The sequence below is a fragment of the Faucicola sp. SE7633 genome, from assembly GCF_059264685.1.
This window is the reverse complement of record NZ_JCADBW010000012.1, coordinates 13,974-37,574: the sequence shown is the minus strand read 5'-3', so window position 1 is coordinate 37,574 and position 23,601 is coordinate 13,974. Positions and strand designations below refer to the sequence as shown.

Genomic DNA, 23,601 nt, shown 5'->3' with positions numbered 1-23,601 from the left:
TGACAGTGATGGGGATGAATCGGACAGCACCAATGTGGCGCAGCGTGTGCGTGTCGGGGCTATTGGCAGGACTGGCGGCATTTGCGGTCAGTGGTTGCCAACAATCGGCAGATTCTGCTGCCGCCAATACGCCTGCCACGGCAAGCGCGGCTGGCAATGCCACTGACAGCGCCAACTGGCCGCAAATTCGCATTGCTACCGAATCAAGCTACGCGCCTTTTAGCTACAAAGACGCGCAAGGCAACGTGGTGGGCTTTGAGATTGACCTTGCTCATGCGCTGTGCGAGCAAGCCAAAATTCGCTGTGAAATCATCTCACAAGACTGGGATGGGCTGATTCCAGGCTTACAAGCGCAAAAGTACAGCGCGATTATGGCAAGTATGTCAGACACCCCCAAACGCCGCGAGGTGGTGACGTTTAGCGAGCCCTACTTTATCAATAACTTGGTGATATTGGGCAAAAAAGGCGTGGACAAAGGCGCGGATGATTTGGCAGGTAAAACCATTGCCGTTGAGCGTTCGACCACCGCGGCGGACTATATCGCAACGCATTTTCCCAATGCGGTGGTAAAAAGCTATGATAACCAAGAAAACGCTTATCTTGACCTTGCGTCAGGACGGGCGGATTTGATGTTGTCTGACAGCGCACCTGCCTTGCATTGGCTAAAAACTGACCGTGGACAGGGGTTTGAGGTCAAGGGCGAGCCCATTAAAATTGACGATAAAATCGCCATCGCCATGCGCCAAAACGACCCGCTGGTGGGGCAGTTTAACGACGCGTTAGCCGCGCTAAAAACCAACGGTAAATACGACAAGTTGTACCATCAATATTTTGCCGATATTCATCAATAAATCAGATGCTATCAAACGGCAAATACTTTGATTGACCCGACCCGTCAAGGACTGACACATGAGTGCAATGAATTTACTAAAACGTTTTGGGCTAAACCATTCATCCAAGGTACACGCCGCCAAGCCCTTTTGGGTGGGTGCGTTGTGCGCGGTGTTGCTGGGCGCGTGTCAGCCTGCCAACAACCCTACAGGCAGTGCCGATGCACAAGGCGCGAGCAGTACAGGCGCAGGCAGTCGGATGCTGCGTATCGCCACTGAAGGCGCGTACCGTCCGTTTAATTACACCGATGCCGATGGCAGCTTGGCGGGTTTTGATGTCGATATCGCCAAAGCCTTGTGCGCGGAGCTTAAGGCGCAGTGTGCCATCAAGGCGCAAGATTGGGACGGCATCATTCCTGCCTTAAACGCGCACAAATATGACGCGATTGTGTCGGCGATGTCGGTTACGCCTGAGCGCGCGGCACAGGTGGATTTTACCGAGCCATACTTTGATAATATGTTGGTGTTTTTGGCGCGTGATGACAGCACCTTTAACCCCGATGATACGGCACAAATTGATAGCCATACCCTGACCGCGCAGCGTTCAACGATCTCGGCGCAGTGGCTTGCTGACAAGCATCCAAATGCCAACGTCAAGCTGTATGATACGCTTGATAATGCATTTATGGATTTGGCAGCAGGTCGCGCTGATGCCATGGTGGCGGATCGTGCGCCTGCATTGGTGTGGCTACAAACGCCATCGGGTCAAGGCTTTAGCCAAAGAGGTGCGCCAATTGATATCCAAGATAAATTGGCGGTTGCGGTGCGCCGTGGCGATCCTCTCAAAGAGGAGCTGAATACCGCGTTGGCCACTATCCGTGCCAATGGCACGTATGACCGCATTGTGGCGCAGCATTTTGGCAATTTGGGCGCAAGTGCTACCACAACATCGCCAGCCGCCAGTGCGGCAGGGCAGCAAATCACCGCGCCTGCCAGTGCGACCAATCCGTGATTTTGACAATCATTAACCGATAAACAGACAGCAGAGGCAAACCAGTGTTTGATTTACAAGGCTATGGGCATTTACTGCTAAGCGGTTCGCTGATTACCATCAAGCTTGCGCTGACCAGTCTTGTCATCGGCTTGTTATTGGGGCTATTGGGCGCAAGTGCCAAGCTATCGCGCTTTGCCGTATTGCGTGCTATCGCAACCGCTTATACCACACTGGTGCGCGGAATTCCTGAGCTGTTGTCGGTGCTGTTTATTTATTTTGGCGGCTCAATGCTGCTGATGGCGGTACTCAAACGCGTTGGCTACAACGACTATGTGGAAATCAGCCAGTTTTGGGCAGGCGTGGCCGCACTGTCGTTTGCGTTTGGTGCGTATGCCACCGAGACATTTCGCATGGCGTTTCAAGAAATTCCGCACGGGCAACGCGAGTCGGGGCAGGCGCTTGGTATGCGCCCATGGCAGATTTTTTGGCGGATTACTTTGCCGCAGATGTGGCGCATTGCGTTGCCGGGTTTGGGGAACTTATTTTTGGTGCTGCTCAAGGACACAGCGTTGGTGTCGGTGGTTGGGCTTGATGATTTGATGCGCCAATCGACAGTGGCAGCGACTTCTACCCAGCGCCCGTTCGCGTTTTATTTGGCAGCGGCGTGTATTTATCTGCTGATGACGGTGGTGATAACCGCGATTTTGATGGCACTTGAGTGGTACAACAACCCTGCCGAGCGTTATGCCAAACGCTTGCTGCGCCAAACCACCGACCGCAAACTGACAGCGATGGGGAACTAAGATGTCGTGGAATTGGCAAGTCATTTGGGATAGCTTACCTGCGCTGTTAAATGCGTCGTTGGTTACCATCGGTTTGGTGGTGATATCGGGAATTTTGGGGTTGATACTGGCTGTGCCATTGGCGTTGGCGCGGCTGTCTAAGCGTCCGTATGTTGCGGCGTTGCCGTTTGCGTATATGTTCTTTTTTCGTGGCACGCCGCTACTGGTGCAGATTTTTTTGATTTATTATGGCATCGGGCCGTTTATCCCTGATAGCATGAAGCATGGCTGGTTGTGGGACGAGGTGCTTGCCAAGCCGTATTTTTGGGCGATTGTCGCGTTTACCCTCAACACCGCTGCTTATACGGCAGAGATTATCCGCGGTGCGGTCAAAGCCATTCCAAAGGGTGAAAATGAAGCCGCGGACGCGCTTGGTATGTCGTACCGCCAAAAGCTGCGCCGTATTATTTTGCCGCGCGCGTTTGGTATCATGCTACCTGCCTACAGCAACGAGGTGATTTTTATGCTCAAAGGCAGTGCGTTGGCCTCAACAATTTCTATCATGGATTTGACGGGGCAAGCCAAAACGCTGATTGCCAAAAACTATGCCACGCTTGAGATGTACTTTGCCGCAGGGGTATTGTATCTGATATTGGCATCGGTGTTTATTGCGATGTTTCGTGTGATTGAACGCCGCGCCAATCGCCACTTGCTAAGTGTGCCTGTCAGCACCACCGAGGTCACGGCATAATGCGTGCTGTGCCAAGCTTGTACCGTCCGCGCTTACTATGGCTGTTTATTATCACAGGTATGTTAAGCGCGTGCCAACCTGCCCAAGAGTCGGCAGCTACTAGCTCTGCCGACTCTGCCCCCGTTGCTAGTATAGCCCACGCATCTGCCCAAGTTGCCACCGCTGATACCAACGCGCGCTTGTCGCAAGCGCTAGATTGGACAAAAATTGATTCGGGCGTCACTGCGGTGGACAAAAATACGTTTGACTACCCATTTGCGCTTGATAGCAAGCCTGTGCAAGCCTATGCCGATGCGTATCACGTCGACGCCAACAGCGCGCGCTATAACCTCACGGTGGGTATGGCGGTCAATGAAGTGCTTGCCAAAGTGCTTGACCAAATTGGCACTGCGTATGTCTCACACGAGCTAACCGCAGGCAAAACCAGTGAGTTTATTGTTCATACCACACCGCGCATCAAGCCTAGCCGCTATACTTATGTATTTGCCGAGCCGTTTGCGCACGGGCTGACTATCGATGTCGTCATCGTCAATGACGGCATCAAGCCGCGCCTGCCTGCTGATAGCAACCATGCCATGCCTTTGGTACAACAATAACGCGGCAGACCTAGCCAAGTAAAAGCCAAGCCAACTGTTGCCCGTTGTACTGTTGCCCATCAAAGGCTGAAATTTGCTCACGTTGCCCTCATAGTTAGCCTGTCATATTCAATCAAACAAAGGAAGCAGCCATGCGCGTATTGGGGCTTGAAACATCTTGCGATGAAACTGGTTTGGCAATTTTTGATGGCCATGTGCCCGATCCTGCCGCTGGGATCATCGGGCAGGTGTTGTATAGCCAAATCGAGCTGCACGCTACCTATGGGGGCGTGGTGCCAGAGCTGGCAAGCCGCGATCATATCCGCAAATTGGTGCCGTTGCTTGATGAGCTACTTGCCCAAACGGGGCTCAATAAACGCGACATTGACGCGGTAGCCTATACCAAAGGGCCGGGGTTGGTCGGTGCTTTGATGACAGGTGCGCTATTTGGACGCAGCCTTGCGTACGCGCTTGACGTGCCTGCCATCGGCGTGCATCACATGGAAGGGCATTTGCTTGCGCCGTTGATGTCAACGGACGCGCCCGAATTTCCGTTTGTCGCGTTGCTGGTTTCGGGCGGTCACACGTTGCTTGTGGCGGTTGAGGGTATCGGGCGTTATCAGATACTGGGGCAAAGTATTGATGACGCGGCAGGTGAATGCTTTGACAAAGCCGCCAAAATGCTAGAATTGCCGTATCCAGGTGGCCCGAACATCTCACGCTTAGCCCAACAGGGCGACCCCAACGCCTATGACCTACCGCGCCCCATGCTTGGACAAGGGTTGGATTTTTCTTTTAGCGGTATGAAAACTGCCGTGCATAACCTCATTGCTCACCACCCAACCGATCCCAATAACCCTGCCGACCACCAAACCCGTGCCGACATTGCGGCAAGTTTTGAACACGCTGTTGTGGATACATTGGTAAAAAAGTGCCGCAAAGCCCTGCAAGCTACAGGTATGCGCCGACTGGTGATTGCAGGCGGGGTGAGTGCCAACACACGTTTGCGCCAAGCGCTTGCGCAGCAGCTTACCGCCATCGGTGGCACGGTATATTATGCACCGCCTGCCCTGTGCACCGACAATGGCGCGATGATTGCGTTTACAGGCTGGCAGCGGCTACGCGCAGGGCAACACGATGATTTGGCGGTCAGCTGTTTGCCGCGTTGGGATATGACCGAATTGCCTGCAGTGGACACAGCCGTTAGCTAATAGCAGTTTTAAATAGGGTAAAAGAAAAAATAAACAAGATACAAGGCACAAAAAAAGGCAAACGAATGTCATTTGCCTTTTATTTTTTACCTGATCGGCGGTTGAGATTGAGCCGATCACGTCAAGTTATAGCGCCACAATATTGTTGGCCTGTTCGCCTTTTTGACCATTGCTAACCGTGAATGACACGCGTTGCCCTTCATGCAAAGTTTTAAAACCCGAACCTGCAATTTGGCTAAAATGTGCGAACACATCTTTACCGCCATTATCCTGCTGAATAAAACCAAAACCCTTGGCTTCGTTAAACCACTTAACCGTACCGCTGACTGTATTTGACATACCAGTATCCAATCTCTGCTCAAATTTGAGCGTCCTAAATCATAACGAGCCGTTGTTGTAAAAATCACGCTCATCGTCACTCAGCTTGTATCCAACGCGTATCACAGCCGCCAAACATCATAGTTTGACCGAGCATACGCCAACAACATCAATCAAAATCTAGGAAAAAAGGATACACAAATATACTTCAAAACAGACTTAACATAATGCGGTGCATCATTATAGATGCCGATTGCGCGCGGCAATCCTTGACAAGCTGACCGCCAGTATAAAGTAAATTTTAAAGATAACAAGCAAAATATTAAATTTTTTGTAACGGCAAACATTGTATCTATCTAGACAAGTTGATTTTACGATGTCATACGATCCAAAAAAAGTTCAAATAAAGTTTTAGGCGACGCCATGCTATTATGAAAAATTTGCTTACAGAAAACTTGACTAAATTGCTCTGATATTGACCTTGTCACATTTTTGTCATAATAATGTCACACTTTATTGTAAAAATATGCAAAATTTTGCGTGTTTCTTTAAAGTTGTTTACTTAACATCACAATTCTGTCATCTATTCTAAATATCCTACTTTGGGATATTTGTGTGCACACGAACATTATATATTAAGGAGTTTCCATGCGTTATTCATTGCTAAGCGCAATCGTCGCTGCTACATTGGCACTAACTGCCTGTGGTAACAAACCAGCCGACAACGGCAATACCGCCGCAACCACAGGTGCTGATACCGCTAACACCACTGCGCCTGCAGGCGGTAACCAAGCCGTTGGTCAAACCATCACTGGCGCAGGTGCATCATTCCCACAACCGATTTATGCCAAATGGTCGGGTGATTATAAAGCCGCAACAGGTGGGCAAGTGAACTACCAGTCGATTGGTTCATCAGGCGGTATTAAGCAAATCATTGCCAACACAGTCGATTTTGGTGCGTCGGACAAGCCTTTGTCCGCAGAAGACTTGGAAAAAGACGGCTTGATCCAGTTCCCAACCGTAATCGGTGGGGTAGTGCCTGTGGTGAATATCGACGGCGTTCAACCTGGTCAATTGAAACTTGACGGCACGACGCTAGCAAACATTTACTTGGGCAAAATTACCAAATGGAATGATCCAGCGATTGTCGCGCTAAATCCAGGTGTGACATTGCCAGATGCGCCAATTACCACGATTTTCCGTTCAGACGGTTCAGGTACAACCTTTAACTTCACGCATTATCTATCATCTGTATCACCAGAGTGGAAAGCAGGTCCTGGCGCAGATGCGTCAATCAAATGGCCAACTGCAGCCACGGGTGCAGGTGGTAAGGGCAACGAAGGCGTGGCAAGTAACGTGATGCGTGCCAAAAACTCAATCGGTTATGTTGAATACGCCTATGCCAAGCAAAATAACATGGCATATACCCAAATGAAAAATGCGGCTGGTAACTTTGTTCAGCCTTCCGCTGAAACCTTTGAAGCAGCAGGTAACGCTGATTGGGCAAATACACCTGGCTTTAATATCGTGCTAACCAACCAAGCCGATGCCAACGCATGGCCGATTTCTGCTGCGACCTTCATTTTGGTACACAAAAAACCAACCGATCCTGCCAAAGCCAAAGCGGTATTGGAGTTCTTTGATTGGGCGTACACCAATGGTGATGACGCTGCCAAATCACTTGACTTTGTACCATTTGGTCAAGCCAGTAAAGCAGCGTTCCGCGATAGCTGGAAGCAAGTGGTGGGTGCAGACGGTCAGCCTGTTTACACCAGCTCAGCCACTATGGGCGATAACACCGCCGTTGCTGTGGCATCAGCCGCCGCGCCAGCCTCTTAATGATTCATTGATGTTGGACGCATGTTCATGACATAGACCATGAGAGAGTACCGTTAAAACGCTATTTTCTCACCGCAAAGCGTAGAGCACTACCAGACAACGTCGGCTCTACGCTTTTTTTTGGTCAAAGATTGATTGGCTTCGGTCAGTCGCTGGCTTTATCTGGTTTTGCGGTTTTTGTCACGATTTTTCTTTTCGCCATTTTTCCAGTATTTTTGAAGGCACGCGGGTTATGTCGGATTTACAAGCACAATTAGCCAAGCAGCAGCGTTATGACTGGCTGTTCGTCAATGCGACGCGCTTTTTTGCGTTTTTGGTATTGCTTTTGCTCGGCGGTATTTTGGTTTCATTGTTTTTGGGCGCATGGCCGAGTATGAAGGAATTTGGGCTGTCGTTCTACACCAGCTCAGAATGGGACACAGGTTCGGATGTTTATGGTGCATTGGCACCAATTTATGGCACGCTGGTGACCTCTGTGATTGCAATTTGTATTGCGGTGCCTGTCAGTTTCGGGATTGCGATGTTTTTGACCGAGCTATGCCCCGGTTGGCTTAAGCGTCCATTGGGTATCGCCATCGAGCTGTTGGCAGGTATTCCATCGATTATCTATGGTATGTGGGGCTTTTTTGTGTTCGCGCCATGGTTTGGTCAATACATTCAACCGTGGTTGATTGAGCATTTAGGCAATGTGCCTGTTATCGGCAAGCTGTTTCAGGGCGCGCCGATGGGGATTGGTTTGTTTACCGCCAGTTTGATTTTGGCGGTGATGATTATCCCATTTATCGCGTCGGTGATGCGCGATGTGTTTGCGATTACCCCACAAATGCTGAAAGAATCAGCGTATGGCTTGGGCGCGACGACGTGGGAGGTGATGACTAAGGTGGTGTTGCCTTACACCAAAGCGGGTGTGGTCGGTGGTATTATCTTGGGTCTAGGGCGCGCGCTGGGTGAGACGATGGCGGTGACGTTTGTGATTGGTAACGCCTACAACATCAGCCCAAGTTTGTTCCAGTCAGGTGTGTCGATCACCTCATCGCTTGCCAATGAATTTGCTGAGTCAGAGGGTTTGCATCAGTCATCGTTGCTGCACTTGGGCTTCTTGCTGTTTATCATTACCTTTATCGTGCTGGTGATTTCTAAGATCATGTTGGCGCGCATGGATCAAAACCAAGGCAAAAAATAACCACGCCGCACGGCTTAGGAGATTGTATGGAACGTAATAACGCACTTTATAAACGCCGTCAAGGTTATAACACGTTGGGGCTTATCTTTGCAGGCTGCTCGGTGGCGTTTGGTTTGGTGTTTTTGGGGCTGATTTTAATTAAGCTATTCACCGCAGGCGCGCATGCGATGATTACCATGCCAATTTTTACCCAAGATACGCCATCACCCAATGATGTTGGGGGGTTGCGTAACGCGATTGTCGGCTCGGTGATGATTACAGGTTTGGGGCTGCTGGTTGGTACGCCAATTGGCATCATGGCAGGGATTTATTTGGCGGAATTTGCTGAAGGCAGCTGGCTTGGCAAGATGACACGCTTTATGAATGACATTTTGCTGTCAGCGCCGTCGATTGTTATCGGTCTATTTATCTTTGCCTTGATGGTGCAAGGACGCAACTTCTCGGGTTGGGCAGGTGCGATGGCGTTGGCGTTGTTGGTGATTCCCGTGGTTGTGCGTACCACCGAAAACATGCTGCGCTTAGTGCCCAATACCTTGCGTGAAGCAGGCTATGCGCTGGGCACACCGAAGTGGAAACTGGTCAGCTCGGTGACTTTGCGTGCGGCTAAGACAGGTGTCATGACGGGCGTGCTGTTGGCATTTGCGCGGATTTCGGGCGAAACTGCGCCGCTTTTGTTCACCGCGCTCAACAACCAGTTCTTTAGCACCAACATGAGCCAACCGATGGCAAACTTGCCCAACGTGATTTATCAGTACGCCAGCCAGCCTTACCCCTCATCTAACCAATTGGCTTGGGCGGGTGCGTTGTTGGTCACGCTTGCGGTATTGGCGCTTAACATCATCGCACGCTTGCTAGGTGGTAAAGAGCAAAAATCTCACTAATGGCGGCTAATTGGCTAAACATTTTATCAGACAGCTATCAAACAGCTAAAAAAAAGACAGGTATTTGATATGATCGTTAATGACACGACAGCAGCTACTCCTGCGACAGTAAATGACGCGGCGGCAGCCCACGGCACACCCGCCAAAATGGCAATCCGTAACTTGGATTTTTATTACGGCAAATTTCACGCGCTTAAAAACATCAACCTAGACATCGCTGACAAAAAGGTTACCGCTTTCATCGGGCCGTCGGGTTGTGGTAAATCAACGCTGTTGCGTACCTTTAACCGTATGTATGACCTATACCCTGGTATGCGCGCCACAGGCGAGATTAACCTTGATGGGCAAAATATCTTGGATAAATCGGTGGATTTAAACCTACTGCGCGCGCGTGTGGGCATGGTATTTCAAAAGCCGACCCCGTTCCCGATGTCAATTTATGACAACGTGGCATTTGGTGTGCGTTTGTATGAGCGATTGAACAAAGCAGAGCTTGATGAGCGTGTAGAATGGGCACTCAAAAAATCGGCATTGTGGAATGAGGTCAAAGATAAGCTACGCGAATCAGGCTTGTCATTATCGGGTGGTCAGCAGCAGCGTCTGTGTATCGCACGCGGTGTGGCAACGCGTCCAGAGGTTTTGCTGCTTGATGAGCCGACCTCAGCACTTGACCCAATCTCAACAGGTTCGATTGAAGATTTGATCAATGACTTAAAACACGAATACACCATCGCCATTGTGACGCACAACATGCAGCAAGCGGCGCGTGTTTCAGACTATACGGTGTATATGTATTTAGGCGATTTGATGGAAATGGGGCCTACCCAAAAAATCTTTACCAACCCAGAACGTAAAGAAACCAAAGATTATATCGAAGGTAAATTTGGTTAAGCCTTGTTTGAGTGTTAAAATCGTTATAAATTTTACCAAACCGTCTATCCGTGATAGGCGGTTTTTTTGGCCTGTTAGACGCTGAATGCTAAATTTTTTCGCTAAAGATTGATAACTATTATCATCTAAATTATAATAACCATTTAAATGCAAGGTATTTTCTTCGTCAATAGGTGATGGCAATGGCAAAACAGGGACAAATGTTGCGGTATGGATTTTATCAGTGGGCTTTGGCAGGGGCGTTTGGGGCGGCACTGCTGCTAACTGGTTGCCAACAAAAACCCAAAACAGCCGCCGCGCCAACGGCAACCGAAGCCGCTGCGCCCACCACAACAACCGCAGCCAATGCCAGCACCGCCACCAGCACGGTGGATCTATCTGCCGAAACCGCTGAGTACAAAGCTTGGGTAGAAGGGCAGATCGACCAGTTACTTGCTGATACCGAAAGATTCACCACCTTGCTCAAAGAAGGCAAGCTTGAAGAAGCCAAGGCATTGTACCCCATCGCGCGTATGCCGTATGAGCGCTCTGAGCCAATCGCCGAAAGTTTTGGCGATCTTGACCCACGCATTGACAACCGCGAGGCAGACCTTGAGCCTGATGAGATTTGGACAGGTTTTCACGCCATCGAAAAAATCTTGTGGACACAAAACACCACCAAAGGTACTGAGAAATACGCCGATCAACTGCTTGCTGATATCAAAGAGCTACGCGCCAAAATACCTACCGCAGATGTCGATGGTGACTTGATGGTGCAAGGTGCGGTGGATTTGCTCAATGAAGTGTCTACTAGCAAAATCACAGGCGAGGAAGAGATTTTTTCACACACCGATTTGTACGACTTTCGCGCCAATATTGACGGGGCAAAAAAGATTTTTGAGATTTTAAAGCCTAAAATCCAAGCCAAAGACCCAGCACTGGTGACCGAGCTTGAAACGCATTTTGCCCAAGTTGATGCCTTGTTGGATCAATACAAGATCGGTACCAATGACTACGTCTCTTATACCGAACTTAAGCCTGAGGACACCAAGGCACTGGCAGAAGCGGTCAATAAATTGGGCGAGCCATTGGCACGGATGGGTGTGATTTTATAAAACGTGGGCAGATAAAGCCAAAATAGGGCTACATTGGTAAGTTGGTGAAAGTAGTGGTTAATAAAGAGGTAACAGGTATGGCAACACGGCAAAATCAACAGGCAAATAGCGAAGGCATACCAACTGACTTGCGCCAACACACCAATCAAACATTTAATGCTGACACACCACGCCTAGACCGCCGCCGATTTTTAACGTCTTTGGGGGTAATCGGTGCGACGGGTGCAGCAGGTGCATTGGGTTTATCGGCTTGTCAGCCTACAAGTCAATCTGGCGGCACAGCGGCAGTAAATACCGCGTCAAGCGCAAGCAATGATGATCCCACAGCCACCAATACCAGTCAAGTTGCTGATAAAAACGAAAATCCCAAACACGCAGGCAGTGATGCCAATAGTACCAAAAACTGTTTTGCCGATAGCCAATACGATTTTTATGGACAACACCAAGCGGGCATCACCACACCAACTCAACGCCAAAACTACTTTTTGGTGCTTGATTTGCATACCACCGACCGCGCGGCGATTGTCCAAATGTTCAAAGATTGGACCGATTATGCCGCCAAACTGACCCAAGGCGACAACATCAAGCCCTATAACGACAGCCCGTTTGTGCCCCCTGTTGATACAGGTGAAGCGGACAGTTTGGGCGCGTATGGTTTGACCATCACGTTTGGTATCAGCCCAAGTTTTTTGAAAAAACTGGGCATGGAAAAACTGGCACCACCCGAGTTTGCCAGCCTGCCTGCGTTTCCACGTGACCAAATTCGCCCAGAGCTAGCAGGCGGTGACATCTGTATTCAGGCGTGCGCAGAAGATTCGCAAGTGGCGTTTCATGCCGTGCGTCAGTTGGTACGCCAAGCGCGTTCCAATATCACCATGCGCTGGAGTCAAATGGGTTTTGTCAGCTTTGATAGCGGCAATGAAACCCCACGCAATCTATTTGCGTTCAAAGATGGCACGGCAAACCAAAACACCATCAAAGCACCGAATGACAATATCTGGATTGACCGAGGTTGGCTCAAAGATGGTACCTATTTGGTCGTGCGTTTGATCCAAATGCACCTAGAAACGTGGGATCGCACTTCACTTAAAGGGCAAGAAGAAACCTTTGGGCGGCACCGTGATTCAGGTGCGGCCATCGGCAAAACAGGTGAGTTTGATGACTTTGATGTCAATGCCAGCGCGCCCAATGGCAAGCCACTGATTCCAGAAATTTCGCACATGAGTCTTGCTAAGCGCACAGGCTTACACATCTTGCGCCGTTCATATTCATATGCCAGTGGTATTGATCCTAAAACAGGGCAATTTAACGCAGGGCTGCTGTTTATCTCCTTTCAAAAAAGCCCTGCGCAGTTTATCGGTATTCAAAATGCCCTTGGGCGGCTTGATAAAATGAATGAATACACCACGCATATCGGCAGTGGGCTGTTTGCCTGTTTTGGAGGCGTGCAGCAGGGGGAATATATCGGGCAGTCACTGTTTGAACAAGCCGAAAAACTGGCTTAAGCTGAACTCATCCTGTTTGGCGATACGCTCACGTAGCTATAAGCACCTCACAACCACTTTATTGGTATAAAGCAAGGTAAATCATGACATTCACCCAATTTGGTAAAACCCTCACGTTGGCAGGCGCGTTGGCAGTCGGTGGACTTGGTACATTCAACCATGCCGCTGCCGCACAGCCCGATACACAAAGTGCAAGCGTTGTCACAACCGCAAGCCAGCCGACCCAAGTGACGACACCAGCCAGCACCGAGACGAATAAACAAGCAGCCGACAAAAAACTCAACCTAAGCCCGATTTTTATTCAACTCTCTGACGCGATGGGCGCAATCAAGGCAGGTGATACCGCACACGCGCAAACCATTATGCGCCAAGTGCAAAGCGAATTTGATGCGCTTAACACCACATCATCACAACTTGGGCAAACAGCAGCGCAAGCCATCACCACCGCCACCCAAAATCCAACCAGCGACAACCTATCGGCAGCATCAAGCGCGTTATACGCCTTTGAAAAAGAACAAAATCCTGTTGATTATTCTGCCAAACGCAAGGCATTTGCTGCCAAAATCGTGCCTGCTTATGAACAGTTTGCCCAAATCGTCAATGGCGGTGAACAAGACATTGCCAAACTTCGCGCTGCCTATGACCAGCTGTATAGCACGTGGCTGGCGCATGAGCGCGTCGTGCGTAACACCAGCATGGGGCATTATGGCAAAATCGAAACCGCACTGGCGTTAATTCGTGTGTCGCTAGCATCCAACCCCGTCAATTACGCGCAAATCCAAACCCAACTGGCCAATCTAAAACAAAATTTGGACAGCTACAACGCAGGCGAAACAGCAGACGCGACCGTACCACAAGGCGCGACACTCGATAGCGGTATTGGGCTGTTGCGTGACGGACTGGCCGCCTACCAAGCAGGCGACAACGCAACGGGACAAGCCAAATTGGGCGAGTTTATCAGCCTGTGGCCAAGCATTGAGGGCGATGTCAGCACGCGTAACCCAGCCTTATATAGCCGCGTAGAAAGCCAAGTGCCTGTGGTGATGGCAAACGGACAAAAACCTGAGCAACAAGCCAACCTACGAGCCTTGATTGATGAGCTTGCTCAAATCAACCCAGCCGCGCAATACACCGCGCTTGATTCGATGTTGATTTTGTTGCGTGAGGGCTTAGAGGCGTTGTTGGTGGTTGTTGCGCTGCTATCCGCCTTGAGCGCTGCCAACCAACCACGCGGCAAAAAATGGGTGTATGGCGGCGTTGTCACGGGCTTATTGGCAAGTATCGCCGCTGCCTTGGCGTTGCAGCAGCTCTTTCCAGCAGCGACATCGGGTGCCAACCGTGAGATGTTTGAAGGCTATATTGGCATCGTCGCGGTGATAATGATGATTATCATTGGCGCATGGCTGCACAGCAAAGCCTCGGTCAAATCATGGAACCGCTATATCCAACGCCACATGGGCGCGGCTTTGACGGCAGGTAGCTTCACGTCGTTGTTCGCGCTCAGTTTTTTGTCGGTATTTCGTGAGGGGGCGGAGACGATTTTGTTTTATGTGGGCGTGTTGCCAAACATTAGCATGCAAAACTTTTGGCTTGGGATTGGTATGGCGTTGGTGTTACTGGCGGCGGTTGCCTTGGTGTTGCTCAAAACATCGGTACGCCTGCCCATTCCCAAGTTGTTTCAAGTGCTCACTTGGGTGATTTATTTCTTGGGCTTTAAGATTTTGGGCGTAAGCTTACACGCGCTGCAGCTCACAGGGCATTTGGGCATGACGCATGTCAGCTTACCTGCCATTGAGTGGCTAGGGTTTTATCCGACCGTACAGACGATTAGCGCGCAAATCGCTTATATTGTCGCTATACTACTGCTACAAGTGTATATGCGCCGCGCGGATAACCAAATCGCACAAGCGGCTTGAGTTAAAGTTTAATAAGGAACAATAGGCAACAAAAAGACATCATCGATGTCTTTGTCCCTGATTGAATACTTGAGTTGGAATCTAGGGTAGCAGGTTTACCAGTCTTGCTTGCTTTTGAAAATATCTCGCTCTAAGGTTTGGCGTACGCTAGCGATTTTAAATTCTGTTCGATCTTGTGGTAAACGAAACAGTTTCGGTAAGCGCGTAAGACCCCATTCCCCATCAGGAAACGCATAATGCCGATGCTCCTCATCGGTCATTAGTTGGCAGTCATATTCCATATAAGTCACCAAAGTACGCTGCTGTTTAGCAATGCGAACCAAATCAATAAATAACGCTTCTCGAGCTTCATAATCCGCTTCTTTTAATTCTGCCATCGTATATTGTGGCGCGCGGTTACGCTTGAAAATGTGCAATAAACCACCTTTGCCCTGACCTGATTGAAACTCTAATAATTGTTGCTGAAGTTGCGCTAAATAAGCCTCTTGCTCTTCGGCTTTTTCAAGCGATTCCTGCAAAAGCCTTAGCGGCTGGTCAATCAGTTGTTGCTTTTGGGAGTTATTTAATTTCGGATCTGTCAGCATTGGACGGGTTTTACGCAAAAGTAAACGCAAAGCGGTCATGCGCATAACCATTTTTTGTGGCTCATCACTAAAATTGGCAAGCGGTTGTAATTTAAAGTCCTCGGTCGCATCGATCAACTGCTTGAATAAGCTATCAATATTAAAATACAAAAAATCTAGGTCACCGACTTGGTGAGAGGCAGACTTAAACACTCTGGGTATTTTATTGAGAATCAAGACAGAAAATTGTTTTTCAAAATCCACAAGACGCTCAATGATCAGCGTATTTGCCTCACGTCCATCAGCGGCTAACGGCTCGCGCAATATTGGTTTGAGATATTTATTGACAGAATTTTTAGCGGCTTGAACAAATTTTTTGGCTTCATCACTCACACTGCGTTCAATGGTAAATAAGCGCGATAGCTCATAGGTGGTTTTTTGTTGCTGATTAGGATCGTTGAGCTGTTGGCGATTAACGACCACATGGGTTAAATAGACATATTTACCGTCTTTGCTGGGATCCTCAAACAAAAAACGCCGAAATGAATAAGGATTTTGCTCAACTTGCGGTGTTTGGCCGACAAAAAACCAATAATTGGGCGCTTCAACGATATAAAAGCGGCGTTCTTTGGCAGCTTGCTTATAAATCTCTGGAAAATCTTCAATGGCAAGATTATCAATATCCTGACCTTCCCAAGATCGAAAATCCCAACCTTGCAACTGTTGCTTGATAAAACACAGCTTAAAATAATCCTTGATGATGGGGGCATCTAACTGTCTGACGCCTAAGGGCTGCGCAATGCTAAGCTGGTCAATCCAAGCGGCTAAATCATACAAAAATGCCTCACGGATAGTTTGGGCAATTTGATGCTCATTTTTATTTTCATCCAATTCCAGTTTGCCAAAATGAGTCAATAATGCTTCAATTTTATCTGCATGTTGCCTCAAGTCAAAATCATCGGCAGGCGGCACAAGCAAACTTTGCATGTGTTTGGTAATCTGCAATAACTTGTTATTGGCAATGGGTGTTTTTAGGAGAGTATCAGCGAGGCTGGCAGGTTTTTGATGATAGAATTTTTTGGTTGATTTGTCATATAAAATTCCACGAGGTATTAAAATCCGTTCAAAAACGATTTGCCGACTTTCCTTATTCAGCTTGGGCAGAATATCATGAACCGTTTTACGCCAATCAGTATTCAACACGGCATCAATTGATTGTAAACGGTACATTTCATAATCGGATAAATCAAATACACTTAAACCTGAGTCTGTCATTTTGCTTGGCATCCATCACACGTTAACATTTTTTATATCATTCACAGACCCGTAACATAACAAAAAATAGTAAAAATAAATAGTGAATTTGCAGAAAAATTTTAGGCAAAATTTCAATAAACAAGCATAGGCAGATCATACCTATGCGATGTATAAATTAAGTCAAACAAGTTGTCTTAAGTTGCAATCATTAGGCCAAATGCGCTGCCGCTTGCGCACCCCACAAACCCTCTAAATCATAAAATTTACGCGCTTGTGGCATCATCACATGCACTACCACCGCGCCCAAATCAATCAGCGTCCAGTCAGACAAGCCTTGTCCCTCAACGCCCAATGGCAAAAAGCCTTGCGCTTTGGCTTTGACAGCGACATTGTCGGCCAGTGCTTTTAGATGGCGGTTTGACGTACCCTCAGCGATGACAATACGTTCGGTGACATCGGTCAGCTGCGCCACATCCAGCACGGTGATATTTTTGGCTTTTAAATCGTCAAGTGCGTCGGCAACCACAGCAAGGCAGGCATCGACGCGCGCGGTAGGCATTGGGTTGGCGGTAGAAGTGGTTTGACTTTGTCGCATAGGCGAATTGATTCCTTAACAAATTTAAAATACATTTAGCGTGGATGGCCAGACGAGTGGGGATTTGTCCCATATAAACCATGCTGCAAAATATAGGCCAGTACAGCGGCTGGCAGGGCGGCGTTGAGCATTGCCAATAGCGCATCACGCGGCGCGGTGGCATGACGGCACGCCCTGTCCATCTGACCAAGGTCAGCAAGCCATGCGCGAATGTCACGGCTAGCAACCATCGGCGGTACAAAATCATCTATAAAGATGAGGTTCGTATGGCTATTTATCAAGTCATACGCTTGCTTGGTGAGGATGTTTTGTTTGGCGGCAAAAAACTGCGCTAGGGTTGTGGCTAGTGCATGGGGTGTCATATGGCTTTGACCTGTCCGCGCCATGACCCACAAATTTGCCCAGTCCAGCAGCGCATCGCCATGTCGCCAACGCGCAAGGCTTGCCGCGCTGTCACCGCCTAAGACAAAAATACGCACATCATCGGGGTAGCGTTTGGCAAACGCGGTTAGCGTGTCGATGGTATAGACGGGTGGTGATTGGTGAATTTCGCTGTCATCAAGCGCAAGGTCGGGAACGTCGGCTAGCACACATTCAAGCATGGCAAGCCGATGGGCATTAGCCGTCGGGCTGTTTTTGAGCGGTGAGCCTGCTGTCGGCAAAAAACTTGCGACAATAGGCCAATCGGGCGCAGCTTGGTGCAAACACTGATAGACGTGTTGCAGCATGGCGACATGCCCCACATGCACAGGGTCAAACGAGCCGCCCAGCCACACGCGAAGGGTGGGTGTGGTTGTCATACGATGACAAAAAAAACGGGCAGCGGCATGACACCCCTGCCCCTATTTGTACAGTGACTAAGATGGCGCATTTACTTACCCGTATCAGCGGCTTGAATCGCTGTCAAGGCAATCGTATAAACGATGTCATCGACCAGCGCACCGCGCGATAGGTCATTGACGGGCTTGTTTAAGCCTTGTAGCATGGGGCCGACGCTGACGACGTTTGCCGAGCGTTGCACCGCTTTGTAGGTGGTGTTGCCTGTATTGAGGTCAGGGAAAATAAACACATTGGCTTGCCCTGCCACGGGTGAATTTGGTGCTTTGGATTTTGCCACGCTTTTGACCGAGGCCGCGTCATATTGTAGAGGGCCATCAATCAGCAGGTCGGGGGCTTGTTGGCGGGCAAGCTCGGTGGCTTGGCGCACTTTATCCACGTCCGCGCCTTCGCCCGACGCGCCTGTTGAGTAGCTAATCATCGCCACTTTGGGCTCAATGCCAAATGCTTTGGCAGATTGCGCCGACTGGATGGCGATTTCTGCCAGTTGCTCAGCGGTGGGGTCTGGGTTAATCGCGCAATCACCGTACACCACGACTTGCTCAGGCAGTAGCATAAAGAACACCGACGACACCAACGAATATTGCGACGCGGTTTTAATCAGCTGAAACGCAGGGCGCACGGTGTTGGCGGTGGTGTGTACCGCACCCGATACCAAGCCATCGACTTCACCAAGTTGCAGCATCATCGTGCCCAATACCACGGTGTCTTGCAGCTGCGCTTGTGCTTTGGCGGTATCAAGTTTGCCTTTGCGACGCTCAACCATTGGCGCGACATAACGTTCAACCAAGGGCGCAGGGTCGATGATTTCTAAGCCGTCGGGTATCTTAAGTCCGCGATTGGCGGCAACCTTATGCACCTCATCGGGCGCGGCTAGTAGCACGCAGTTGGCGATACCGCGGCGTTGGCAGATGATGGCAGCTTCTACCGTGCGCGGCTCGCTGCCCTCAGGTAGCACAATGCGCTTATTGGCAGCTTGCGCGGTTTTGACCAACTGATGGCGAAATGCCGATGGCGATAGTCGAGGTGCTGTTTGGTTTTGGCTAAAGTTGGATTTTAGCCAATCTAAATCCAAATACGCGGCCACAAATTGCGCCACGTCCAGTGCGCGTTTTTGGTCATCGGTAGGGATTTCATAGTTGGCTTGCACCAGTTTTTGCACGGTTTCATAGCTGTCAGTCGGCACGGTCATCACAGGTAAGCCGATTTTAAGCGCGCCTTGGCACAACTGCAAAATGTGGTCATTTGGGGCAGTACCGCCTGTGAGCACCAAGCCTGCCAATGACACACCATTCATGGCTGCAAGCGCGGTGGCCATGATGACATCGTCACGGTCAGCAGGGGTGACAAGCAGTGTGCCACGGTTGAATAAATCCTCTGCCTTGGCAACCGAACGCGCCACCAGCTTGGTGGTAAGTACGCGGCGTGTTTGGGCAGCGCCTTCATTGAGCCATGTTGCGTCAAGCACCTCAGCCACATCCACCGCACGCGGCACGCTCAGCGACGCGCTAAACGGCACTGTGCCAATGATGGCAAATTGCTCACCGCCAAACGTCGGTGATTGCTGCTGCACACTGTGAATAAAGTCATCGGTAAGTGGCAAGCGCACACTGCCTGCGGCAACGGGTGGGTCTGCCACCGCGTCGGCATCATCAAGTCCGCGCACACGCATCAAAATCGTGCCCAACACGCGCTCACTACCAAATCCACCAAATGCCCGTGCAAACACATCAAGCGTGTCGGCAAGCGCATCGGCTGCTTGCGCCTCGCCAACATCGGTACTACTGACCAAAATCACTTTGGCATCGAGCGCGTTGGCAAGCGCGGCATTGACCTGCTGGCTGTAGCTGGTTGTGTCATCGGCAACCAAGCCTTCGCACACCACCACGTCATAATCAGCAAGGCTTTGACGCTGCGCAACAACATCTTCTAACAGGTCATCAAGCTGGGCGTCGCCCAACATGCGCTCAAGGCGGTGGCGGCTGATGGACGGCGGTGGATTGATACCAAACGCGGTTTTTACCACCGCGCTTGACCGTGCCAAGTCTGGCGCATCGGGCTGGCTTGACCGAGGGCTGGTAGATGGTGTGGTATTTTGTGCAAACGGCTTCATAAAGCCTGCTTTAATACCAATCGCATCCAGTGCGTGCATCACGCCTAGACACGCCGAGGTTAGCCCGATTCTGTGCGCAGTGGGAATCAACAACACGGTTTGCATAATTTTGCCTTTTTGGTTATTTTAAAGAAAGTTGGGTTTGTTGTACTTGTTGGTTATGCCATGCCGAGCACTTCTTTGGTTTCTTTGGCAACCTGTGCTTCTTCATCGGTCGGAATCACCCACAACTGTAGCTGACTGCCTGCTTGGTGAAAGCTGCCTTCTTTGCCGCGGCTCAAGGCTGAGTTTTTGTCTTCATTAAAGGCAATGCCAAAATGTGGTAAGTTTGCCAAAATCTTGGCACGAATCAGTGGCGCGTTTTCGCCAATCCCACCTGTGAACACAATCCCCGTAAATACAGGCAACGCACAGCTTAGCGAGGCGATATAACGCGCGGCTTTGTAGCAAAACACATCAATGGCAAGTTTGGCATCAACATCGCCTTCATCGGCTGCTTGCTGCACACTGCGCATATCGCTTGATACACCCGACAAGCCCACCAAGCCGCTTTGCTTGTTGTACATGGTCTCGATTTGCTCCCATGTATAGCCCAACGTGCGGTGAAGGTGAAAGTGTAAACTTGGATCAACATCGCCGCTGCGCGAGCCCATCACCAAGCCCTCAAGCGGTGTCAAACCCATACTGGTATCAAGGCTGATGCCGTTGCCCACCGCGGTGACCGAGCAGCCATTACCCAAGTGCGCGGTAATCCAGCCACGCTCTGCACTGGCGTTTGACAGCGCATCAGCGCGTGAGCTGACATACGCATGTGAGCTGCCGTGAAAGCCGTAACGGCGGATATAATGCTCTTGATACAGCTCTTTTGGAATGGCATAACGGAAGGCTTTTGGCGGCATGGTTTGGTGAAACGCCGTGTCAAACACCGCCACTTGCGGCATATCAGGGTACAACGCTTTGACCGCCTCAATGCCAAGCGCGTGCGCAGGGTTGTGCAGGGGCGCGAGCACTTTTAGGCGTTTGACTTCTGTCAGGACGTGCTCATCGACCAACACGGCTTGCGAAAATTCACGCCCACCGTGCACCACGCGGTGTCCAACCGCAGCAATCTCATAATCCTTGAGTAAACCCAAAATTTTTTGTAACGCCCAACGGTGGCTTGCCCCTGCCAGTGCAATTTCGGTCTTCTCACCGCTTGGGTCTGTGTGGCGAATCCGTGCCGTATCAAGCCCCAAGTTTTCTGCCAAGCCTTGAATCCGTGGTGTGTCATCGTCGTTGAGCAGAGCGTATTTAATCGACGATGAACCGCAGTTGAGTACCAAAATTGGGTTTTTCATGCTGTTTTTTCCTTACCTGTCAGCTTTATTTATGAGAACTGTTGTGGTCACTGCCTTGGCAAATAGGGCGTGTCAATATCGCGTTTGTCCGTAATAGTTGTGTAATTTATATATGCTAAAAAACCACAAAACCTAGCCGCTGTCAAGCCAAATTGCAGGCAATTTTTAGCCGCCAATTTGGGCTGCGTCTGTTGGCTGCGGGATGGGCACGGATTTTTTACACGGATTTTTTAAAATAAACGCAATACAGCTGCGCGCCAATCCAGCCAAACGAAAGCAGCCTGTGCCGCCAAGCCACGCATTGGCATAGCCTTTGCCCAAAAAAACCGCTACAATAATCTTTTTTTGGCGTGTGGATGGCGGCAAATTGCCCATCAAATGCGCCTGTTGTTCGGCTTTGTAAGCTGATAGTTTTAAGCCAGTGCGCATGGGTGAGGTCGTATGGCAAACGGTTTTTATCACAACACATGGCTAGCCACTTACCGCTGCTGGCTGGGTTTAGGCATGGGTCTAGGCATCAGTTTGGCACTGGTCGGCTGTGGGCAAAAAGGCGATTTGTACCTACCTGAGCACACGAGCGCAACGCTCACCACCGCTGACCCAACCACGCAGCCTGTCAGCCCGTCGCTTGCCGATAACCCCAACGTGACGTATCAAAACAGCGCTCAATCTGGTGACCCTGCCAGTGTGCCTGCTGCCACACCGACCACCAGCGCCAACCCACTTGCCCCCACCATGATTCAGGATGACCGCAATGCCTACTAATTCGCCCAGCCCCTCTGCCATCGCGCTAGACCCCGTTGCCCATGTTGCGTGTGTGCCTGCATTAGACTATGCCGACGGTGTGCTGCGCATGGACGGGCTGGCGTTGGATGCGCTTGCCGAGCGGTTTGGCACGCCGTGCTATGTGTATAGCGCGGCGGCAATCACAGCAGCATACCGCGCCTACACGGACAGTTTTGCCAGTGTGCCGCACCAAATTTGCTATGCCGTCAAAGCCAACAGTAACTTGGCGATTTTGCACCTGTTGGCGCAGGAGGGGGCAGGGTTTGACATCGTCACAGGCGGTGAGCTGGCGCGGGTGCTGGCGGCAGGTGCTGACCCTAGCCGTGTGGTGTTTTCAGGATTGGGCAAGCAGCCTGCCGATATCGCGCGCGCGCTGGAAGTCGGGATTGCGTGTTTTAATGTTGAATCTGAAGCCGAGCTTGCGCGTATCAACCGCGTGGCAGGTGAATTGGGTAGGCGCGCGCCAATTTCGCTGCGCGTCAATCCTGATGTCGATGCCCAAACCCACCCGTACATTTCAACAGGCTTAAAAGAAAACAAATTTGGCATTGGTCACCAAGACGCGCTGCGCGTGTACCAGCAAGCTGCCAGCTTGCCCAATCTGGACGTGATAGGGATTGATTGCCATATCGGCTCACAGCTACTAGACGCACAGCCGTTTGTCGATGCGTTGGCAAAAATCGTCGAGCTGATTGAGGCATTGGCACAAACGGGCATTCGGCTACAGCATATCGACCTGGGCGGCGGACTTGGCGTGCGCTATATCGATGAGCAGCCCGTCGGGGTGGCGCAATTTGCCGAGCAACTGCTACCGACGCTCAAACGCCTTGACATGAAGCTCTATCTTGAACCGGGGCGCAGTTTGGTTGCCAACGCTGGCGTATTGCTGACGCGTGTCGATATCCTAAAGCCCAGCGCGTACAAAAACTTTGCCGTGGTTGATGCGGCAATGAACGACATGATTCGTCCTGCCCTATACCAAGCCGACATGGGTGTGATTCCCGTGCGCTTGCCAGCTAACGCAAAATCTGCCGAGCCTGCCAAAACGTGGGATATCGTGGGCGCGATTTGTGAAACGGGCGATTTTTTGGCAAAAAACCGCGTGCTTAGCCTTGCTGCCGATGACATGCTAGCCATGACGGGCGCGGGCGCGTACGGTTTTGTCATGGCAAGCAACTACAATAGCCGCCCACGCGCTTGTGAGGTGCTCATCAAAGATGGCGCAGCACACCTTATCCGCGAGCGCGAAACCGTTGAGAGTCTGTGGCAGCTTGAGCATATCATCAAATAATATTTAGCCGAGTATGAGGCTTGGCGCGTTGATGATAAAAATTAACTGATTG

Annotated in this window: 22 protein-coding genes; 15 read left to right on the top strand and 7 right to left on the bottom strand. The window is 50.3% G+C overall.

Annotation, left to right across the window (positions count from 1 at the left end; genetic code table 11):
- Positions 1 to 14: 14 nt before the first annotated feature.
- The 6 genes from AC5L4R_RS06255 (at position 15) to tsaD (ending at position 5,143) form a co-directional block, all read left to right on the top strand.
- Complete coding sequence (locus AC5L4R_RS06255; RefSeq protein ID WP_494472572.1) at positions 15 to 851, top strand: transporter substrate-binding domain-containing protein; 837 nt, start codon at positions 15 to 17, stop codon at positions 849 to 851.
- Positions 852 to 909: 58 nt separating this feature from the next.
- Positions 910 to 1,842: a transporter substrate-binding domain-containing protein gene (locus AC5L4R_RS06250; protein WP_494472573.1), complete on the top strand. Its 933-nt coding sequence runs from the start codon at positions 910 to 912 to the stop codon at positions 1,840 to 1,842.
- Positions 1,843 to 1,886: 44 nt separating this feature from the next.
- Entirely contained in the window at positions 1,887 to 2,627 is a 741-nt protein-coding gene (locus AC5L4R_RS06245) for an ABC transporter permease (RefSeq protein ID WP_494472574.1), read from the top strand.
- Position 2,628: 1 nt separating this feature from the next.
- The gene (locus AC5L4R_RS06240) at positions 2,629 to 3,357 is read left to right on the top strand and encodes an ABC transporter permease (protein ID WP_494472575.1); all 729 of its coding nucleotides are present in this window, start codon (positions 2,629 to 2,631) and stop codon (positions 3,355 to 3,357) included.
- Positions 3,357 to 3,953: a hypothetical protein gene (locus tag AC5L4R_RS06235; protein ID WP_494472576.1), complete on the top strand. Its 597-nt coding sequence runs from the start codon at positions 3,357 to 3,359 to the stop codon at positions 3,951 to 3,953. Before AC5L4R_RS06240 ends, AC5L4R_RS06235 begins: the two co-directional genes overlap by 1 nt.
- 131 nt (positions 3,954 to 4,084) lie before the next feature.
- On the top strand, positions 4,085 to 5,143 hold the full coding sequence (tsaD, locus tag AC5L4R_RS06230; protein WP_494472577.1) for a tRNA (adenosine(37)-N6)-threonylcarbamoyltransferase complex transferase subunit TsaD: 1,059 nt from the start codon (positions 4,085 to 4,087) through the stop codon (positions 5,141 to 5,143).
- A 126-nt stretch (positions 5,144 to 5,269) separates the two neighbouring features.
- Here tsaD and AC5L4R_RS06225 read toward each other — a convergent pair whose 3' ends face one another.
- Positions 5,270 to 5,482 carry a cold-shock protein gene (locus tag AC5L4R_RS06225; RefSeq protein ID WP_067059043.1) on the bottom strand — a complete coding sequence of 71 codons (213 nt, stop codon included), beginning with the start codon at positions 5,480 to 5,482 and terminating at the stop codon, positions 5,270 to 5,272.
- A 627-nt stretch (positions 5,483 to 6,109) separates the two neighbouring features.
- Here AC5L4R_RS06225 and pstS point away from each other — a divergent pair.
- The 7 genes from pstS (at position 6,110) to AC5L4R_RS06190 (ending at position 14,770) form a co-directional block, all read left to right on the top strand.
- Entirely contained in the window at positions 6,110 to 7,300 is a 1,191-nt protein-coding gene (gene pstS, locus AC5L4R_RS06220) for a phosphate ABC transporter substrate-binding protein PstS (protein ID WP_494472578.1), read from the top strand.
- Positions 7,301 to 7,532: 232 nt separating this feature from the next.
- Entirely contained in the window at positions 7,533 to 8,483 is a 951-nt protein-coding gene (gene pstC, locus AC5L4R_RS06215) for a phosphate ABC transporter permease subunit PstC (protein WP_494472579.1), read from the top strand.
- Positions 8,484 to 8,509: 26 nt separating this feature from the next.
- The gene (gene pstA, locus AC5L4R_RS06210) at positions 8,510 to 9,364 is read left to right on the top strand and encodes a phosphate ABC transporter permease PstA (RefSeq protein ID WP_494472580.1); all 855 of its coding nucleotides are present in this window, start codon (positions 8,510 to 8,512) and stop codon (positions 9,362 to 9,364) included.
- A gap of 147 nt (positions 9,365 to 9,511) precedes the next feature.
- Entirely contained in the window at positions 9,512 to 10,255 is a 744-nt protein-coding gene (gene pstB, locus AC5L4R_RS06205) for a phosphate ABC transporter ATP-binding protein PstB (RefSeq protein WP_494472607.1), read from the top strand.
- A 182-nt stretch (positions 10,256 to 10,437) separates the two neighbouring features.
- Positions 10,438 to 11,349 (top strand): iron uptake system protein EfeO, encoded by a 912-nt coding sequence (efeO, locus tag AC5L4R_RS06200; protein ID WP_494472581.1) that lies wholly within the window; start codon positions 10,438 to 10,440, stop codon positions 11,347 to 11,349.
- Between the two features lie 77 nt (positions 11,350 to 11,426).
- Positions 11,427 to 12,854 carry an iron uptake transporter deferrochelatase/peroxidase subunit gene (gene efeB / locus AC5L4R_RS06195; protein ID WP_494472582.1) on the top strand — a complete coding sequence of 476 codons (1,428 nt, stop codon included), beginning with the start codon at positions 11,427 to 11,429 and terminating at the stop codon, positions 12,852 to 12,854.
- Positions 12,855 to 12,937: 83 nt separating this feature from the next.
- On the top strand, positions 12,938 to 14,770 hold the full coding sequence (locus AC5L4R_RS06190; protein WP_494472583.1) for an FTR1 family iron permease: 1,833 nt from the start codon (positions 12,938 to 12,940) through the stop codon (positions 14,768 to 14,770).
- Positions 14,771 to 14,865: 95 nt separating this feature from the next.
- Here AC5L4R_RS06190 and AC5L4R_RS06185 read toward each other — a convergent pair whose 3' ends face one another.
- The 6 genes from AC5L4R_RS06185 to AC5L4R_RS06160 form a co-directional block, all read right to left on the bottom strand.
- Entirely contained in the window at positions 14,866 to 16,608 is a 1,743-nt protein-coding gene (locus AC5L4R_RS06185; RefSeq protein ID WP_494472584.1) for a hypothetical protein, read from the bottom strand.
- Between the two features lie 190 nt (positions 16,609 to 16,798).
- Positions 16,799 to 17,149 carry a ribosome silencing factor gene (rsfS, locus tag AC5L4R_RS06180; RefSeq protein WP_494472608.1) on the bottom strand — a complete coding sequence of 117 codons (351 nt, stop codon included), beginning with the start codon at positions 17,147 to 17,149 and terminating at the stop codon, positions 16,799 to 16,801.
- Between the two features lie 71 nt (positions 17,150 to 17,220).
- Positions 17,221 to 17,985, bottom strand: coding sequence for a nicotinate-nicotinamide nucleotide adenylyltransferase (locus AC5L4R_RS06175; RefSeq protein ID WP_494472585.1), 765 nt, complete (start codon positions 17,983 to 17,985; stop codon positions 17,221 to 17,223).
- Between the two features lie 71 nt (positions 17,986 to 18,056).
- Positions 18,057 to 20,240 (bottom strand): phosphate acetyltransferase, encoded by a 2,184-nt coding sequence (pta, locus tag AC5L4R_RS06170; RefSeq protein WP_494472586.1) that lies wholly within the window; start codon positions 20,238 to 20,240, stop codon positions 18,057 to 18,059.
- Positions 20,241 to 20,293: 53 nt separating this feature from the next.
- The gene (locus tag AC5L4R_RS06165; RefSeq protein ID WP_494472587.1) at positions 20,294 to 21,472 is read right to left on the bottom strand and encodes an acetate/propionate family kinase; all 1,179 of its coding nucleotides are present in this window, start codon (positions 21,470 to 21,472) and stop codon (positions 20,294 to 20,296) included.
- A 165-nt stretch (positions 21,473 to 21,637) separates the two neighbouring features.
- Entirely contained in the window at positions 21,638 to 21,901 is a 264-nt protein-coding gene (locus tag AC5L4R_RS06160) for a hypothetical protein (RefSeq protein ID WP_494472588.1), read from the bottom strand.
- Between the two features lie 12 nt (positions 21,902 to 21,913).
- On the opposite strand from AC5L4R_RS06160, the gene lptM reads away from it, so the two are divergent.
- Complete coding sequence (gene lptM / locus AC5L4R_RS06155) at positions 21,914 to 22,237, top strand: LPS translocon maturation chaperone LptM (protein ID WP_494472589.1); 324 nt, start codon at positions 21,914 to 21,916, stop codon at positions 22,235 to 22,237.
- Positions 22,218 to 23,549 carry a diaminopimelate decarboxylase gene (lysA, locus tag AC5L4R_RS06150; RefSeq protein ID WP_494472590.1) on the top strand — a complete coding sequence of 444 codons (1,332 nt, stop codon included), beginning with the start codon at positions 22,218 to 22,220 and terminating at the stop codon, positions 23,547 to 23,549. Before lptM ends, lysA begins: the two co-directional genes overlap by 20 nt.
- Positions 23,550 to 23,601 lie beyond the last annotated feature (52 nt).

What these genes read in the sequence shown, in the direction of transcription:
- AC5L4R_RS06255 (WP_494472572.1), top strand. Translation starts at nt 15, where the DNA reads ATGAATCGGACAGCACCAATGTGGCGCAGCGTGTGCGTGTCGGGGCTA.
- AC5L4R_RS06250 (WP_494472573.1), top strand. Translation starts at nt 910, where the DNA reads ATGAGTGCAATGAATTTACTAAAACGTTTTGGGCTAAACCATTCATCC.
- AC5L4R_RS06240 (WP_494472575.1), top strand. Translation starts at nt 2,629, where the DNA reads ATGTCGTGGAATTGGCAAGTCATTTGGGATAGCTTACCTGCGCTGTTA.
- AC5L4R_RS06235 (WP_494472576.1), top strand. Translation starts at nt 3,357, where the DNA reads ATGCGTGCTGTGCCAAGCTTGTACCGTCCGCGCTTACTATGGCTGTTT.
- tsaD (WP_494472577.1), top strand. Translation starts at nt 4,085, where the DNA reads ATGCGCGTATTGGGGCTTGAAACATCTTGCGATGAAACTGGTTTGGCA.
- AC5L4R_RS06225 (WP_067059043.1), bottom strand. Translation starts at nt 5,482, where the DNA reads ATGTCAAATACAGTCAGCGGTACGGTTAAGTGGTTTAACGAAGCCAAG.
- pstS (WP_494472578.1), top strand. Translation starts at nt 6,110, where the DNA reads ATGCGTTATTCATTGCTAAGCGCAATCGTCGCTGCTACATTGGCACTA.
- pstC (WP_494472579.1), top strand. Translation starts at nt 7,533, where the DNA reads ATGTCGGATTTACAAGCACAATTAGCCAAGCAGCAGCGTTATGACTGG.
- pstA (WP_494472580.1), top strand. Translation starts at nt 8,510, where the DNA reads ATGGAACGTAATAACGCACTTTATAAACGCCGTCAAGGTTATAACACG.
- pstB (WP_494472607.1), top strand. Translation starts at nt 9,512, where the DNA reads ATGGCAATCCGTAACTTGGATTTTTATTACGGCAAATTTCACGCGCTT.
- efeO (WP_494472581.1), top strand. Translation starts at nt 10,438, where the DNA reads ATGGCAAAACAGGGACAAATGTTGCGGTATGGATTTTATCAGTGGGCT.
- efeB (WP_494472582.1), top strand. Translation starts at nt 11,427, where the DNA reads ATGGCAACACGGCAAAATCAACAGGCAAATAGCGAAGGCATACCAACT.
- AC5L4R_RS06190 (WP_494472583.1), top strand. Translation starts at nt 12,938, where the DNA reads ATGACATTCACCCAATTTGGTAAAACCCTCACGTTGGCAGGCGCGTTG.
- AC5L4R_RS06185 (WP_494472584.1), bottom strand. Translation starts at nt 16,608, where the DNA reads ATGACAGACTCAGGTTTAAGTGTATTTGATTTATCCGATTATGAAATG.
- rsfS (WP_494472608.1), bottom strand. Translation starts at nt 17,149, where the DNA reads ATGCCTACCGCGCGCGTCGATGCCTGCCTTGCTGTGGTTGCCGACGCA.
- AC5L4R_RS06175 (WP_494472585.1), bottom strand. Translation starts at nt 17,985, where the DNA reads ATGACAACCACACCCACCCTTCGCGTGTGGCTGGGCGGCTCGTTTGAC.
- pta (WP_494472586.1), bottom strand. Translation starts at nt 20,240, where the DNA reads ATGCAAACCGTGTTGTTGATTCCCACTGCGCACAGAATCGGGCTAACC.
- AC5L4R_RS06165 (WP_494472587.1), bottom strand. Translation starts at nt 21,472, where the DNA reads ATGAAAAACCCAATTTTGGTACTCAACTGCGGTTCATCGTCGATTAAA.
- AC5L4R_RS06160 (WP_494472588.1), bottom strand. Translation starts at nt 21,901, where the DNA reads ATGCGCACTGGCTTAAAACTATCAGCTTACAAAGCCGAACAACAGGCG.
- lptM (WP_494472589.1), top strand. Translation starts at nt 21,914, where the DNA reads ATGGCAAACGGTTTTTATCACAACACATGGCTAGCCACTTACCGCTGC.
- lysA (WP_494472590.1), top strand. Translation starts at nt 22,218, where the DNA reads ATGACCGCAATGCCTACTAATTCGCCCAGCCCCTCTGCCATCGCGCTA.